17 protein-coding genes and 1 pseudogene are annotated in these 14,827 nt (G+C 35.1%); 11 read left to right on the forward strand and 7 right to left on the reverse strand.

Annotated elements, in window-relative coordinates; translation table 11 throughout:
- Positions 1-131: 131 nt before the first annotated feature.
- The 7 genes and pseudogenes from A9G31_RS10985 (at position 132) to fliR (ending at position 4,286) form a co-directional block, all read left to right on the forward strand.
- Complete coding sequence (locus A9G31_RS10985) at positions 132-599, forward strand: flagellar basal body-associated FliL family protein (protein ID WP_034909500.1); 468 nt, start codon at positions 132-134, stop codon at positions 597-599.
- 5 nt (positions 600-604) lie between these two features.
- Positions 605-1,654, forward strand: a complete 1,050-nt coding sequence (gene fliM / locus A9G31_RS10990) for a flagellar motor switch protein FliM (RefSeq protein WP_065561663.1) — start codon at positions 605-607, stop codon at positions 1,652-1,654.
- Between the two features lie 70 nt (positions 1,655-1,724).
- Positions 1,725-2,027: pseudogene (gene fliN, locus A9G31_RS10995) on the forward strand (flagellar motor switch protein FliN); the annotation flags it as partial.
- A complete protein-coding gene (fliO, locus tag A9G31_RS11000) occupies positions 2,027-2,464 on the forward strand; it encodes a flagellar biosynthetic protein FliO (protein ID WP_065561664.1) in 438 nt (145 codons plus the stop codon). The pseudogene fliN and the gene fliO, both read left to right, overlap by 1 nt.
- A gap of 6 nt (positions 2,465-2,470) precedes the next feature.
- Complete coding sequence (gene fliP / locus A9G31_RS11005) at positions 2,471-3,208, forward strand: flagellar type III secretion system pore protein FliP (RefSeq protein ID WP_065561665.1); 738 nt, start codon at positions 2,471-2,473, stop codon at positions 3,206-3,208.
- A gap of 8 nt (positions 3,209-3,216) precedes the next feature.
- A complete protein-coding gene (gene fliQ / locus A9G31_RS11010) occupies positions 3,217-3,486 on the forward strand; it encodes a flagellar biosynthesis protein FliQ (protein ID WP_065561666.1) in 270 nt (89 codons plus the stop codon).
- A gap of 5 nt (positions 3,487-3,491) precedes the next feature.
- Complete coding sequence (gene fliR, locus A9G31_RS11015) at positions 3,492-4,286, forward strand: flagellar biosynthetic protein FliR (RefSeq protein WP_065561667.1); 795 nt, start codon at positions 3,492-3,494, stop codon at positions 4,284-4,286.
- A gap of 238 nt (positions 4,287-4,524) precedes the next feature.
- Here the strand turns inward: fliR and A9G31_RS11020 are convergent, their stop codons facing one another.
- Together A9G31_RS11020 and grcA are read right to left on the reverse strand one after the other, a co-directional pair.
- Positions 4,525-4,860 carry a zinc ribbon domain-containing protein YjdM gene (locus A9G31_RS11020; RefSeq protein ID WP_065561668.1) on the reverse strand — a complete coding sequence of 112 codons (336 nt, stop codon included), beginning with the start codon at positions 4,858-4,860 and terminating at the stop codon, positions 4,525-4,527.
- 264 nt (positions 4,861-5,124) lie between these two features.
- Positions 5,125-5,508, reverse strand: a complete 384-nt coding sequence (grcA, locus tag A9G31_RS11025; RefSeq protein ID WP_034910787.1) for an autonomous glycyl radical cofactor GrcA — start codon at positions 5,506-5,508, stop codon at positions 5,125-5,127.
- A 204-nt stretch (positions 5,509-5,712) separates the two neighbouring features.
- On the opposite strand from grcA, the gene ung reads away from it, so the two are divergent.
- Both ung and gntR read left to right on the forward strand, forming a co-directional pair.
- Positions 5,713-6,402 (forward strand): uracil-DNA glycosylase, encoded by a 690-nt coding sequence (ung, locus tag A9G31_RS11030; RefSeq protein ID WP_065561669.1) that lies wholly within the window; start codon positions 5,713-5,715, stop codon positions 6,400-6,402.
- Positions 6,399-7,403: a gluconate operon transcriptional repressor GntR gene (gntR, locus tag A9G31_RS11035; protein WP_065561670.1), complete on the forward strand. Its 1,005-nt coding sequence runs from the start codon at positions 6,399-6,401 to the stop codon at positions 7,401-7,403. The genes ung and gntR overlap by 4 nt, the downstream gene beginning before the upstream one ends.
- A 65-nt stretch (positions 7,404-7,468) precedes the next feature.
- Here the strand turns inward: gntR and A9G31_RS11040 are convergent, their stop codons facing one another.
- Positions 7,469-7,819, reverse strand: a complete 351-nt coding sequence (locus tag A9G31_RS11040; protein WP_065561671.1) for a DUF805 domain-containing protein — start codon at positions 7,817-7,819, stop codon at positions 7,469-7,471.
- Between the two features lie 248 nt (positions 7,820-8,067).
- Here A9G31_RS11040 and upp point away from each other — a divergent pair, with 248 nt between their 5' ends.
- Together upp and A9G31_RS11050 are read left to right on the forward strand one after the other, a co-directional pair.
- Positions 8,068-8,694 (forward strand): uracil phosphoribosyltransferase, encoded by a 627-nt coding sequence (gene upp, locus A9G31_RS11045; RefSeq protein ID WP_065561672.1) that lies wholly within the window; start codon positions 8,068-8,070, stop codon positions 8,692-8,694.
- Between the two features lie 126 nt (positions 8,695-8,820).
- A complete protein-coding gene (locus A9G31_RS11050; protein ID WP_065561701.1) occupies positions 8,821-10,056 on the forward strand; it encodes a uracil-xanthine permease family protein in 1,236 nt (411 codons plus the stop codon).
- 315 nt (positions 10,057-10,371) lie between these two features.
- Here the strand turns inward: A9G31_RS11050 and lysS are convergent, their stop codons facing one another.
- The 4 genes from lysS to A9G31_RS11070 all read right to left on the reverse strand — a co-directional run bounded on the left by lysS (position 10,372) and on the right by A9G31_RS11070 (position 14,807).
- A complete protein-coding gene (lysS, locus tag A9G31_RS11055; protein ID WP_065561673.1) occupies positions 10,372-11,889 on the reverse strand; it encodes a lysine--tRNA ligase in 1,518 nt (505 codons plus the stop codon).
- 30 nt (positions 11,890-11,919) lie between these two features.
- Positions 11,920-13,018 (reverse strand): peptide chain release factor 2 gene (prfB, locus tag A9G31_RS11060; RefSeq protein WP_141671454.1). Its coding sequence is split into 2 segments (ribosomal slippage): positions 11,920-12,942 and positions 12,944-13,018, totalling 1,098 coding nucleotides; the frame shifts between segments, so codons are not numbered across the junction.
- Positions 13,019-13,207: 189 nt separating this feature from the next.
- On the reverse strand, positions 13,208-13,834 hold the full coding sequence (locus tag A9G31_RS11065; protein WP_065561675.1) for a Fe-Mn family superoxide dismutase: 627 nt from the start codon (positions 13,832-13,834) through the stop codon (positions 13,208-13,210).
- Positions 13,835-13,955: 121 nt separating this feature from the next.
- The gene (locus A9G31_RS11070; protein ID WP_218056459.1) at positions 13,956-14,807 is read right to left on the reverse strand and encodes a VanW family protein; all 852 of its coding nucleotides are present in this window, start codon (positions 14,805-14,807) and stop codon (positions 13,956-13,958) included.
- Positions 14,808-14,827: the final 20 nt, after the last annotated feature.

Here is a 14,827-nt window from a genome sequence, read left to right on the forward strand (position 1 = left end):
AAACGTTTAAATAGGTAATGTTTTGTTGCCTATTCTTCAAATCAATTTAAAAAATATGATTTATTATTCTTGTAACTATACCTAATTAATGGGTTATAAATCTTTTTAAATTTATAGAGACAAGAATAAATATGCCTACCACGAAAAAAAAAGTAAGTGTTTTAAATCTGATCCTTATTCTTATTACGTTGTTAGCGATAAGTGTTGCGGCCTATTTGTGGTTTCAAAATCACTCACAAAGTACAACTAAAGCACAAGAAGACCCCGAAGTTACGTCACCGGTATTTTTAACATTAAAACCGTTTACTATTTCATTACCTGTCTCAGAAGATAATATTGAAATTAATAAAATCATTTATATTGGAATAGTTTTGCGTATCGCTGATGAAGATCAAAGAACGGTGTTATTAGATTATTTACCAGAAGTAAGAAGTGACGTGCTACTTTTAACTTCAAAACAGTATGTCAACAAACTAAAGCAAGAATCGGGAAAAGTCGATTTACAAGAACAGATAAAAAATACCTTATCAAGACAATATGATGCAAAACATTGGGTAAAAGTTGATGAAGTTCTATTTACTGATTTTATTATACGGTGATTGCTATGCCCAATAAGATAGAGCCCATAACGGATTTAAATGAAAATAGTGATGCTGTACAACTATCTGATAGTTTTGTTAACGATGTTGACGATAGCAGTATTGATGCTTCTTCTTTTTCGTTACCTTCTGGTAAAAAGGTTAATGTTAAACCTTATGATTTATCGGTAAAACATCGCTTTATTCCTGAACGATTAACCGCATTAGAAATCATTAATGAACGTTTTGCTCGTCAGTTTAGAATTGGGCTATTTAATAGATTGCGTCGCAATGCTGATGTAGTTGCATCGCCTATTGAACCACAAACATTTGAGGAATTTTCTGATATTTCATTGGAAAACCATTTAAATTTAGTTCATCTTAACCCATTAAGAGGTTCAAGCTTATTTTCATTTTCACCTGAATTAGTCTTTATTATCGTTGATTCATTATTTGGAGGAGACGGGCATACAACTAAAATAAAAACACAAGGACGAGAATTTACCCACACCGAACAGCAAATCATAAAACGAGTATTAGAATTAGCATTAGTTATTTATCAAAATGCATGGGCTGATGTATACCCAATTGAAACCGAATATATTCGCTCTGAAATGCAAAGCAAATTTACCAACATTACCAGTTCACCTGATGATGTCGTGCTAACAACAAACTTCAAAGTCGAAGTGGGTCATAGCAAAGCAACATTTTGCATTTGTATCCCTTATTCTATGGTTGAACCAATCAAAGAGTTGCTAATAAAGCCGCCTATCGAAGAACAGACTTATCAAGATGATAATATCTGGATGAGTTCATTAACCACTGGAATTAAACAATCATCTGTCGAATTAGTTGCCAATTTTACCCATATTCATACAACTGTTGAAAAACTGTTGGCGTTAAAAGTTGATGATATTTTAACAATTGAAAAACCAACAAATATAGATGTAACAGTTGGCGGTGTACCAGTATTAAAAGGCCATTACGGTAAAGTAAATAAACAGTATGCAATTCAAGTAGAACAGGTCATTAATCCTGTGATAGAACAACTGAATGAGGGAGTGTTCAATGACTGACATTATACCAAATAACGACGAAGACCAAGAAGAAAAAGTAATGAATGATGAACTTATCACTAAAGAGGCTATTTTTGAAACATTATCTCCGCAACAAACAGAAGATAAAAAGCAAGATATTAATCTTATATTAGATATACCTGTTTATTTAAGCGTTGAACTTGGTCGAACAAAAATAGCTATTAAAGATCTATTAAATCTAACCCAAGGTTCGGTAATTGCATTGGATGGGCTTGCAGGAGAACCATTAGATATATTAATTAACGGTTATTTAATAGCTCAAGGCGAAATTGTGGTAGTTGGCGATAACTATGGTGTACGTATCACCGATATTATTACTCCATCAGAGCGTGTAAGAAGATTAAGCCGTTAATGACAATAAAGCAACCTAATTTGATTCAACCTACGGTTGGTGCAACCAATACTAATACCTTATCGCCATCGTCTTCTGATTTAAATATTTATACCGAAATTGGATCGTCAATGGGATTAACGCTTATTGTGATCATCGGTTTTATTTTATTGCTAGGATGGCTCGCAAAACGAATGGGTTGGAAAAAAACGACCGAACAATGGATTGCCGTCAAAGCCACATATAACATTAATCCTAAAGAACGTATTATGGTTATTCACGTTGATAACCAATTATTAGTGGTAGGTGTTACTCCTCAACAAATGACATTGTTACATACCATCAATGAAGAACGAACCAAAGTGTTGCTTTCGCAAAATGGAGCAGATAAAAATCTTACGAAAATTAACGCATTTCAACAGATATTACAATCCGCTTTAAAAGTGAAAAAGGAGTAACAACAAGTGCGGTTAAATTTAACTATTTTGCTAAGTTTATTGCTATTTAGTTTATCTAGCTATGCTGAAACTTCATCTTTAACTAACATAAATCAGCCCCTAACTGGTGGGCAAAATTGGTCGTTACCAGTTGAAACATTAGTCTTTTTAACATTGCTCACTTTTATACCAGCAATATTATTATTGATGACCAGCTTTACACGAATCATCATTGTGTTAGGTCTGTTACGTAATGCCCTAGGTACGCAATCAGCACCGCCGAATCAAGTTATTTTGGGAATTGCGCTTTTTATGACTTTTTTTATTATGTCGCCAGTTATTGATAAAATTTATCAAGAAGCGTATGTGCCATATTCACAAAATCAAATCACCATGCAAGAAGGATTAACCAAAGCAACTAAACCATTACAAGAATTTATGCTTACCCAAACGCGAGAAAATGACCTAGCATTATTTGTTAACATGTCTCATCAAAACGACATTCAAACACGTGAAGACGTTCCCCTAAAAGTATTAATTCCTGCTTTTGTGGTGAGTGAATTAAAAACAGCGTTTCAAATTGGTTTTACAATTTTTATTCCATTCTTAGTAATTGATCTAGTGGTAGCAAGCACGCTTATGGCATTAGGAATGATGATGGTGCCACCAGCGACAGTATCATTACCATTCAAATTAATGTTATTTGTCTTGGCTGATGGTTGGCATTTATTACTTGGATCATTAGCACAAAGCTTTTTTAGTTGAGTCGCACTATGTCATCTGAATATATCAGCACGTTAGCCATACAAGCGATAAAAGTTGCGGTATCATTAGCTGGACCGTTATTATTAGCCGCATTAGTAACAGGGTTAATTATTAGCTTATTACAAGCTGCGACGCAAATTAACGAAATGACATTATCATTTATTCCCAAGATCATAGTGGTCATTGTGGTTTTAATAATATTGGGGCCATCAATGCTATCAACCATGATCGACTATATCCAAACCGTTATTACAGATATTCCTAACTTAACCCGTTAAATGTAATGGAATTTGATATCTACAATTTATTTAATATCGATTTCTTTTCTTGGATTAGGGACTATTTTTCCCCTTTTGTTCGTATCTTAGCGTTGATCATGGTAGCGCCCATTTTTGGCGAAAAAGAAACGCCTAATCGAGTTAAAATTGGCCTAGCGCTACTCACTACGATTGTACTGCCACATCCACATATTGATGACAATATAAAAATATACTCATTTATAGGAATATGGATTATTGCACAACAAATAATGGTTGGAATACTTATTGGTTTTACCATGCAGTTGGCATTTATGACAGTGCGATTTTCAGGAGAATTAATTGGGATGCAAATGGGGCTAGGAATGGCGACCTTTTTTGACCCTATTGGCGGTCCATCTACATCAGTGTTATCACGCTTAATTAACATCATTGCTTTATTAATATTTCTCAGTCTTGATGGCCATCTATGGTTGTTATACGGCATATCAAATAGTTTTGATATTATTCCGATTGCAGTAATGCCATTACAAGCGAATGGATACTTAGCATTAATTGAAGTCAGCAAACTATTATTTATCAACGCAATCATGTTAGCACTTCCTTTAATGACATTGCTATTAATTATTAACATATCATTAGGACTACTTAACAGAATGACGCCACAGCTATCTATATTTGTGGTTGGTTATCCAGCAACCCTATTCTTAGGGTTAATCATGCTAACTTATTTAATTACAACATTACCCGCATTTACTGAATTTATTTTTGAACAAATGTTTGAGCGAATTTCTAGTATTTTATGGTATTTAACTCAGTGATATAAATTGATCACACAGTCATATTTAATTTACCTATTCAACTTGACTTGCTTTTTGTGACTATTGAGTGAAATTGGTATTCTATCATATTGATTTAGAAATAAATTTTTTAAAAAAAGATAATAGATACTTAAATAAAAACAATGATCTAACTAAGCATTTTTATTGTGTGATAGATTATACTAATTAAAACTAAACAGATTAATGCTGATAAAATCAGCATTAATAAAATAATTAGCTAAGCTTTTTTTACAAAGCAGGCTTTAAGCATTATTTTCATGCCGTCAATTTTACAATCGATTTCGTGATCACCTTCGACTAAACGAATACCTTTGGCTTTAGCGCCTTTTTTTAGCACTGTTGAAGATCCTTTCAATTTTAGATCCTTAATCAAAATAATATCGTCGCCATCAGCAAGTAAATTACCATTGCTATCATTTACCTGTAATCCAACATCAGAAGACACAGCCTCGTTTGGATCCCATTCGTGGGCACATTCAGGGCAAACACAAAAGCTGCCATCATGATAAGTGTGTTCAGATTGGCAAACAGGGCAATTAGGTATAGATTCCATAGCTTATAACTCTTATAGATTAAATAAAATGGTACTTACTATAGCAAAAAAATGTTGTTAAGTCATTGCGAATACAGATTTGTTTCTATTAGATTCTCTTCAATCAAAATAGAAATCAGTCAGTAATCGCCTGATTTAATTAAAAAGAAAAAATCAATAAAATCAATAGTCTACCGGAGATATTTTAGTATTAAAATACAACGCTAAATTTTTCACACAATAAAAAACCCAGCAAATGCTGGGTTAAAAGTTTTTGTTATTTTATTAAATTTTAGTTGTAAATGTACGAGCAATAACATCACGTTGTTGTTCTGCTGTTAATGAGTTAAAACGTACTGCATAACCAGAAACACGAATTGTTAATTGTGGGTATTTTTCTGGGTGTTTTACAGCGTCTTCTAAAGTTTCACGACGAAGAACGTTCACATTTAAATGTTGACCACCTTCAACTTTTACAGTTGGAGCAACATCTAATGGAACTTCGCGATATTCGAATTGACCAAGTTCTGCAGTAGGAATGATTTGATCTTCTTTATAAACTGATTTAGCAGCTACACAACGAGCTTCTTTTGTAGAGTCGTCTAATAACCAGAAAGAGTTTAGAAGTGCTGAGTTGTCTGCTTTAGTAATTTGGATACCTGTAATCATTTTAAATCCTCCTAACGGGGCCTTATTGCCCTAAAATAATTATGGTTAATATAGCACTTTAAAAATTTGATAAAAGTCAAAAAAAACTATTGCTTCGATAAGTAATACCTTTAATTTCTATTTTCTTTTGTGATAGGTTATTATGTAGAAATATATTAGTTATTGCCTAGAAACACTGGCATTATTGATGAGTGATATCAAAATATGACAACAAAATTGACTTGGCATGAAGTTATTGGTGCAGAAAAACAAAAACCTTATTTTCAACAAATAATGCAATTTGTAAAGAGTGAGCGTGCTAATGGCAAGATAATTTACCCGCCTCAGCATGATGTGTTTAATGCGTTTCGTTTTACACCATTTGATCAAATCAAAGTAGTGATTTTAGGGCAAGATCCTTATCATGGTCCTAATCAAGCTCACGGTCTTTCTTTTTCTGTTTTACCCGGAGTTAAGACACCACCATCGTTAGTTAATATTTATAAAGAACTGGCAACCGATATTGATGGTTTTACAATTCCTTCTCATGGCTATTTAGCTTCTTGGGCTGCTCAAGGTGTATTACTATTAAATAATGTGTTGACTGTTGAAGCGGGGCAAGCGCATTCTCATGCAAAAATAGGTTGGGAAACTTTTACTGATAATGTGATAGCAGTAATCGATGAGTATCTTGAAGGTGTGGTTTTTTTATTGTGGGGATCTCCTGCACAAAAAAAAGGGCAGTTTATTAATCGCCAAAAACATCATGTATTAACATCGGTGCATCCATCACCGTTATCTGCTCATCGTGGTTTTTTTGGCTGTAAGCACTTTTCCAAAGCGAATGACCTTATTATGCAACAAGGTAAAAAAGCAATAGATTGGCAACCAAGACTAGCGGAAAAACAAACATGAGTAATAATAAAAGACGTCGAACAAGTTTGCAGGAAATTGCAAATTTAATCGGGATTAGTAAAATGACAGTGAGTCGTTTTTTACGTGATCCCAATCTTGTATCTAAACCACTTCAATTACAAATTTCAGCCGCAATAGATAAGCTAGGATATATTCCTAATAAAGCTCCCGATATGCTGTCTAACGCTAAAAGTAATGCCATTGGTATTGTGTTCCCTTCTTTAACCAATCAGGTTTTCGCCGATATTTTAAAAGGTATTGAGATGGTGACTGATGTAAGAGGATATCAAACCATGATCACTCATACTGGATACAGTGCTGACAAAGAAGAGTTACGCTTACGCTCATTACTTTCTTATAATATTGACGGGTTAATTTTAACGGAAAGAACGCATACTCCAGCAACATTAAAGATGATTGAAATTTCGGGTGTTCCTGTGGTTGAAATTATGGATAGTGTTTCGCCTTGCCTTGATATGGCTGTTGGATTTGATAATTTTACTGCAACTAGAAATATGATTCATCGCATGATAGATAGAGGTCGTCGTAATATTGTCTATTTTAGTGCAAGACAAGATCAACGAAGTATTATTCGCCAAAAAGGGTATGAAAAGGCTATGGAAGAAGCTGGGTTGACACCTCGGACGCTAGCGACTAAAGAAGCATCATCTTATGAATTAGGGGCAAGATTTTTGCATCAAATTTTAAATGAGTTTCCTTGTGTTGATGGTATTTTTAGTACCAATGATGATTTGGCTTTAGGGGTATTACTTGAATGTCAACGGTTGCATATTGATGTCCCTAAAAAGATAGCTATTGTCGGGTTTCATGGGCATAAAATTGGTCAATATATGAATCCAAAATTGGCTTCTATACATACACCAAGAATTGAGATGGGGAAAATCGCGGCTGAACTGCTATTAAAACGAATCAACGGCGAGAAGGTTGAGCAAAAAGTGATTGATTTGCCGGTTGAGTATCTAGATGGAGAAAGTATTTAGAAGATAGGGGATAATATTGATAATGATTTAACCTTACCACCTTTAGTGATAAGGTTATTAGTAAATTATAATCCTTTAGGGTTTTCACCGTATTGGTTGCTGCCTGGTGTTGAGTCCATTACGCAGAATACTAATATAATAATACCACCAATGTATGGAATAAATTGTAACAAAATCCACCAACCTGATTTACTTGTATCATGTAAGCGGCGTACAGTAACAGCTAAACTAGGAAGGAATAATGCCAACACTAAGATAGCGGTTATAGCTAAGGGACTTCCAATCATTTTATCAATGATTATCGTGATAAAAGTTAAAATAATATAGAATAAAATGAACATCCAATATTCTTTACGACGAGCTCGACCATTAAAATTTGCATAATTTTTTGTAATACAATCAATAAACCAATTCATTCCTATATTCCTTTTTTTAATTAATTACTGAAATAAATTATTTGGGGTGGCTATTTTAATGAAAAAAAAACGAAAATAAAACTGATTTTTATCGTTAATTTTTTTTTATTTTTATTTTTTATCAATATTTACGTTGCCAATTAGGCTGTTGATTTCAGGTTTTCATAAAGTGATAACTATGCTAGAATTATCACTCAGTGGTTATTTATACCAGCTAACAGATTATAGAAAATAACACTGAGGCCTCCATGAAAATAGTTGAAGTAAAGCACCCTCTTGTACGCCATAAAATTGGATTAATGCGTGAACACGATATTAGCACCAAAGACTTTCGTGCTCTTGCCAGCGAAGTTGGCAGTTTATTAACTTATGAAGCAACTGCTGATCTACCTACCGAAACAGTAACAATAGATGGTTGGTGTGGACCTGTTCAAGTAGAACGTATTAAGGGTAAAAAAATTACGGTTGTACCTATTTTGCGTGCAGGATTAGGTATGATGGATGGTGTGCTTGAGCATGTGCCAAGTGCCCGTATTAGCGTTGTCGGGTTTTATCGTAACGAAGAAACGTTAGAACCTGTTCCTTATTTTCAAAAACTAACCTCGGATATTGAAGATCGAATGGCTTTAGTTGTTGATCCAATGTTAGCAACAGGTGGGTCAATGGTGGCGACAATCGATTTACTTAAAAAAGCAGGTTGTAAAAATATTAAAGTATTAGTTTTAGTTGCTGCACCAGAAGGTATTAAAGTGCTTGAACAAGCTCACCCTGATGTTGAACTTTATACGGCATCGATTGATGAGAGGTTGAACGAAAAAGGCTACATATTACCTGGACTGGGTGATGCTGGAGACAAAATCTTCGGCACAAAATAAAATCTCAAAATTTAGACCGGTTAATCCGGTTTTTTTATGCCTGTTAATCAGGCAAGTTATACAATAAACTTCGTTAAGTAAGAGAGGCGAGATGTGAGCAATATCACAACAGATAAAACAAAAAATATAACATCACAGCATAAGCATTCATGGCAAGATATTTTTACCGGCGCACAGATGTTATTTGTCGCCTTTGGGGCTTTGGTATTAGTTCCCCTTTTAACAAAATTAAACCCAAATGTAGCTCTTTTTACTGCTGGTGTTGGTACGTTGTTATTTCAACTGACAACTAAAGGTAAAGTTCCTGTATTTTTAGCGTCATCATTTGCTTTTATTGCCCCTATTTCATTTGGTGTTGCTCAATGGGGCATTCCTGCCACTTTAGGCGGTTTAGTGGCTGCGGGTTTTGTTTTTATGTTTTTTGCTTTTTTAGTAAAAATCAATGGTAGCCATGTTATTGACCGTATATTACCACCAGTTGTAACTGGACCAATTATTATGGTTATTGGTTTATCATTGGCACCTGTTACTATAGGTATGGCAATGGGTAAAGATAGTGGACTGCAAGCCGAAAATTATCAATTGATTATTATTTCAATGGCATCATTATTAACAACTTTAGTGGTTGCTATTTGGGCAAAAGGTTTTTTAAAATTATTACCTATTATTTCAGGTATTGTAGTTGGTTATACGCTCTCTTGCATGTTTGGTATTGTCAATTTCCTGCCTATTATTGATGCACCATGGTTTAAAGTTCCCGATTTCACTTTTCCTGAATTTCACTGGCAAGCCATTTTGTATATGATCCCAATTGTCATTGCGCCAACCATTGAACATGTTGGTGATATTATGGCGATTGGTTCGGTAACAGGTAAAGACTATACACGCGATCCCGGTTTACAGCGTACATTACTTGGTGATGGGCTAGCAACTTCGATGGCAGGATTTTTTGGTGGACCACCGTGTATTACTTATGCAGAAGTGATTGGTGCAGTAACGTTAACTCGCAATTTTAAAACTCGAGTAATGACATGGGCAGCTGTTTGGGCAATTTTAATGTCTTTTATCGGAAAAATTGGTGCATTTTTAAGTTCAATTCCAACTGTAGTAATGGGTGGGATTATGGTGTTACTGTTTGGTTCTATTGCATCAGTGGGCATTAATATCTTAGTGAAACATAAAGTCGATCTATCTGTACCGCGCAATATGTGTATTGTTTCATTAGTTTTAGTCTTTGGTATTGGAGGGATGATCTTTGATTTTGGCTCTTATACACTGCAAGGTATTAGTTTGTGTGGTATTTTAGCTATTGTGTTAAATCTTATCTTGCCACATCAAGTCAAATCGATTGATAGCCACTAAATTAACTGTTATATCGTTGGTTGCTTTTATAACCAACGATATTCATAATATAACTGTATTAACCTATCACTCTTTTTAGCCTTTCTATTTTTTTTGTGGCAAACCTATTTTTGCATTTTTAATCAATACGGTGGTTATCACACTTCACAGTTAACTCAAAATCCATGTATAGAATTATGCAGTATTTATATTCAATGGATTTTTTGTTTTTATATGCTTATCGCTGTTTTTTGTCAAAAAGTTTCAGGTAGGCATGTGTTTGAGTATAAAAACACACTTATCCAAAAATAAGTGTGTTTTTAATGATAAACCGTTTTATTTGATTGGACGCATGGTTGGGAATAAAATTACATCACGAATCGTGTGGCTGTTGGTAAATAGCATCACGGTACGGTCAATACCGATCCCAAGTCCTGCTGTTGGCGGTAAGCCGTGCTCCAGCGCTGTAATATAATCTTCATCATAGAACATTGCTTCATCATCACCTGCATCTTTTTGTGATACTTGATCAGCAAAGCGTTGAGCTTGATCTTCAGCATCGTTAAGTTCTGAGAATCCATTGCCAATTTCACGACCACCAATAAAAAACTCGAATCGGTCTGTTACAAATGGGTTTTCGTCGTTACGGCGAGCAAGCGGTGATACTTCTGCTGGGTATTCGGTAATAAAAGTTGGTTGAATTAAGTTCGATTCAGCCACTTCTTCAAAAATTTCAGTCACAACACGACCAAGTCCCCAACCTTTTTCAATTTTAATGCCAATTGACTGTGCAATAGCACAAGCTTTATCAAAATCATCTAAGTCTGCATTATTGGTTTCAGGGCGGTAATGGCAAATGGCTTCACGCATGGTCATTTTGATAAATGGTTTACCAAAATCAAACGTATGTTCACCATATTGCACAACAGCATCACCTGTTACCGCAATAGCTAAACGACGGAATAATGTTTCTGTTAATACGATCAGATCTTTGTAATCAGCATAAGCCATGTACATTTCCATCATGGTAAATTCTGGATTATGTCTTGGTGATACGCCTTCATTTCGGAAGTTGCGATTAATTTCAAATACCCGCTCAAAGCCGCCTACAACTAATCGTTTTAGATAAAGTTCTGGCGCAATACGCATATACATATCTAAATCAAGCGCATTGTGATGCGTAATAAATGGTTTAGCTGATGCACCACCCGGAATTACCTGCATCATTGGCGTTTCGACTTCCATAAAGTGGTTTTCAATCATAAAGTTGCGGATTTCACTGACAACTTTGGAACGCGCTTTAAAAGTCTCTCTTGATTCTTGATTTGTGATAAGATCCAAGTAACGTTGACGGTAACGCATTTCTTGATCGGCAAGTCCATGAAACTTATCAGGTAATGGGCGAAGAGCTTTAGTTAATAAACGAATTTCTTCACAGTGGATAGAAAGTTCACCAGTTTTAGTCTTAAATAGGTAACCTTTAGCGCCGACAATATCTCCCAAATCCCATTTTTTAAATTGCTCGTTATAAAAACCTTCAGGGAGATCATCACGAGTAACATAAAGTTGGATTTGTCCAGCAACATCTTGTAGAGAAACAAACGAGGCTTTACCCATTATACGACGCATCATCATACGGCCAGCCACAGTTACAATAATTTTCTTTTCAATCAGTTCTTCGTTAGTTTTATCGCCATATTGTTTATGGAGATCACTAGAAATCGCATCACGGCGAAAATCATTAGGGAAAGCAATACCTTGTTCGCGAAGATGAGCGAGCTTTTCGCGACGTACTTTTAGTTCATTATTTAACTCTTCAATTTGGTTTTGTTGATCTTGCTGCTCTGTTGACATAGTTTTACCTTTTATTTATAACCAAGCGGTTTATAAACCTGCTTTTAAGCTTTCTTCAATAAATTGATCTAAATCGCCATCTAATACGGCCTGTGTATTACGAGTTTCAACGCCAGTACGCAAATCCTTGATACGCGAATCATCAAGTACGTAAGAGCGGATTTGGCTTCCCCAACCAATGTCAGATTTAGTCTCTTCCATTTGTTGTTTTTCAGCATTCTTTTTTTGCATCTCAAGCTCATACAGTTTTGCTTTTAACTGTTTCATTGCTTGATCTTTATTGCTGTGTTGTGAACGGTTATTTTGACATTGAGTAACAATACCCGTAGGAATATGAGTGATTCGTACAGCAGACTCAGTTTTATTTACATGTTGACCACCAGCACCTGACGCACGGTATACATCGATACGGAGATCGGCAGGGTTAATGTCGATATCAATATCATCATCAATTTCAGGATAAACAAATACAGAAGCAAACGAGGTATGGCGTCGATTGCCTGAGTCAAATGGACTTTTGCGAACTAGGCGGTGTACTCCAGTTTCTGTGCGTAACCAACCGTAAGCATAATCACCCAATACTTTAATCGTTGCCGATTTGATACCAGCAACATCACCATCCGATACTTCCATCACTTCAGTTACAAAACCTTTTGATTCAGCCCAGCGTAAATACATCCTAAGTAACATTTCTGCCCAATCTTGTGCTTCAGTTCCCCCTGAGCCTGATTGGATATCTAAATAACAATCTGCACTATCATATTTACCAGAAAACATTCGTCGGAATTCAAGTCCAGCCAGTTTTTTCTCTAACTGTTCAAGTTCAAAATTAGCTTCATCGAAAGTATCTTGATCTTCAGCTTCAATAGCAAGTTCAAGCAAGCCTTCAACATCGTCAAGACCTTGAGTTAATGAATGAATAGTATTGATTATTTCATCAAGTGCAACGCGTTCTTTACCTAACGCTTGTGCTTTTTCTGGATCGGCCCATACTTCGGATTGCTCTAGCTCGGCATTGACTTCTTCGAGCCGTTCTTTTTTTAGATCATAGTCAAAGATACCCCCGAATCACGGCTGTGCGTTCGGTAAGTTCTGCTATCTTTGATTTAACTGGATTAATTTCAAACATGATTTAAATGGAGTTGCTCTGTTTTATGATTTATTAAACAAGCGTCCATTGTAGCGGATTTGGGCATAATTTAGCAATTGCCAATTACTATTTTTGACTTTGACTCAGTAAATAAAGCATTGCTCGAAAAGAAAAGATGGCGCACTAGGCGCCACTTTTTAAGGTGAAAAGAATATGAGTACAATCAAGTTATTTTTTTGCTTCAGCGTATAGCTCAGCAACTTTATCCCAGTTAACTACATTCCAAAATGCACCAATGTAATCAACACGGCGATTTTGATATTTCAAATAATAAGCATGTTCCCAAACATCTAGTGTTAAAATCGGCGTACCAGAAACACCAGCAAATTTTTCGCCCATTATCGGTGAATCTTGATTGGCTGTAGAAACAACTTCAAGTTTACCATTTTGTAATACTAACCAAGCCCAACCTGAACCAAATCGAGTTGCTGCCGCTGCTGCAAATTTTTCTTTAAATGCATCAACTGAACCAAAATCTTTTTCGATGGCCGCTTTTAGGTCGCCTTTTAGTTCAGTACCAACTTTTAATAGTTCCCAGAAAAGAGTGTGATTAACATGACCACCTACGTTATTTTTAATACCCGTAATTTTGTCAGCAGGTACTTTATCTAAATTTTTTAACAAAGTGCTAGGGCAAAGTTCTTTTAATTCAGCTGGCAAAGTTTCAAGAATGGCATTTGCATTGTTCACATAGGTTTGATGATGTTTATCGTGATGCAAATGCATAGTTTCAGAATCAATATAAGGTTCTAATGCATCATAAGCATAAGGTAATGGAGGTAAAGTATAAGCCATGAAATTTGCTCCTTTCATATATTAGGTATTATTAACTACTTTATTTCATGAGTATACGGGCTATTAGTATAGCTCTCAAACTATCACTTAGATAGTTAGTGACTATCTGTTATCAGAATGACTATTGCTTTTTCAATTCGTCTTCATTATTTGCTATAAATGAGGTATACATCATAATTGCGTGGTTTTCGCTGATGAGCTTTTCTTCAACATGGTTATCAATTAAATGTGTTTTACGTTGCCATATTTTATTATGTCTGGTATAACCTCCCCACCATTGTTGTTCAATACGATGATCGGTTTCTAGGATTTCATAATGATTACTTAAGGGGGTATCAGCAAGTAATTCGCCATGTAAATATTGATCATCAAGCCAAAGATTAAGCCGGTAAGTGCTATTGGTTTTATTGATTAACTGTAAATCTACATAGTTATAAGATAAGGTGGCGCCACAAGCAAAAGGAATCGTTCGATTAATATCGGGAAAAACATCAAAACTATGACGCCAACGTTCTATGATTGTAAGATCGGAGTGTAATACAATCCAATAAATCAAATTACCTAATTGGCATAATCCTCCACCAATATCTTTGCCTATCTGTCCATTATGTAATGATAGTCCTTCTAAAAATCCCCGTTTTTGGGATGGGCGTCCTACTTTTTGCCAGATCGAAAAACGTTGATTAGGCTTAATGATTGAACCATTAAGTTTTTCAATTGCTAATCTAAGATTAGTGATTTTGTTATATTGTAAATACATATCAACATCTTTTAGTTGTCTTAATAAAACAGACTGATGTTTTTTGTGTGAATAACAACATGTATTATTATTTATGTCGACAGTGCAATATGCGTTACGATGTCGCCACCAATCAAATTTTCGTTTTAAGATAAAATATTCTTTGCCTAATTTTAGCCTTAATTTACTGCGTTTTATCGGTTTATCGATAATAATATCCTGCATATTTTCCATTCCCTTATCGACAAGATATA

Source organism: Gilliamella sp. Gris1-4, from assembly GCF_001690335.1.
Classification (GTDB): domain Bacteria; phylum Pseudomonadota; class Gammaproteobacteria; order Enterobacterales; family Orbaceae; genus Gilliamella; species Gilliamella apicola_P.

Excerpts from the sequence above, each read along its gene's own strand:
- ung (WP_065561669.1), top strand. The coding sequence starts at position 5,713 with ATGACAACAAAATTGACTTGGCATGAAGTTATTGGTGCAGAAAAACAA.
- A9G31_RS10985 (WP_034909500.1), top strand. The coding sequence starts at position 132 with ATGCCTACCACGAAAAAAAAAGTAAGTGTTTTAAATCTGATCCTTATT.
- grcA (WP_034910787.1), bottom strand. The coding sequence starts at position 5,508 with ATGATTACAGGTATCCAAATTACTAAAGCAGACAACTCAGCACTTCTA.
- A9G31_RS11065 (WP_065561675.1), bottom strand. The coding sequence starts at position 13,834 with ATGGCTTATACTTTACCTCCATTACCTTATGCTTATGATGCATTAGAA.
- fliO (WP_065561664.1), top strand. The coding sequence starts at position 2,027 with ATGACAATAAAGCAACCTAATTTGATTCAACCTACGGTTGGTGCAACC.
- lysS (WP_065561673.1), bottom strand. The coding sequence starts at position 11,889 with ATGTCAACAGAGCAGCAAGATCAACAAAACCAAATTGAAGAGTTAAAT.
- fliR (WP_065561667.1), top strand. The coding sequence starts at position 3,492 with ATGGAATTTGATATCTACAATTTATTTAATATCGATTTCTTTTCTTGG.
- fliM (WP_065561663.1), top strand. The coding sequence starts at position 605 with ATGCCCAATAAGATAGAGCCCATAACGGATTTAAATGAAAATAGTGAT.
- fliQ (WP_065561666.1), top strand. The coding sequence starts at position 3,217 with ATGTCATCTGAATATATCAGCACGTTAGCCATACAAGCGATAAAAGTT.
- A9G31_RS11070 (WP_218056459.1), bottom strand. The coding sequence starts at position 14,807 with ATGGAAAATATGCAGGATATTATTATCGATAAACCGATAAAACGCAGT.
- A9G31_RS11020 (WP_065561668.1), bottom strand. The coding sequence starts at position 4,860 with ATGGAATCTATACCTAATTGCCCTGTTTGCCAATCTGAACACACTTAT.
- A9G31_RS11040 (WP_065561671.1), bottom strand. The coding sequence starts at position 7,819 with ATGAATTGGTTTATTGATTGTATTACAAAAAATTATGCAAATTTTAAT.
- upp (WP_065561672.1), top strand. The coding sequence starts at position 8,068 with ATGAAAATAGTTGAAGTAAAGCACCCTCTTGTACGCCATAAAATTGGA.
- gntR (WP_065561670.1), top strand. The coding sequence starts at position 6,399 with ATGAGTAATAATAAAAGACGTCGAACAAGTTTGCAGGAAATTGCAAAT.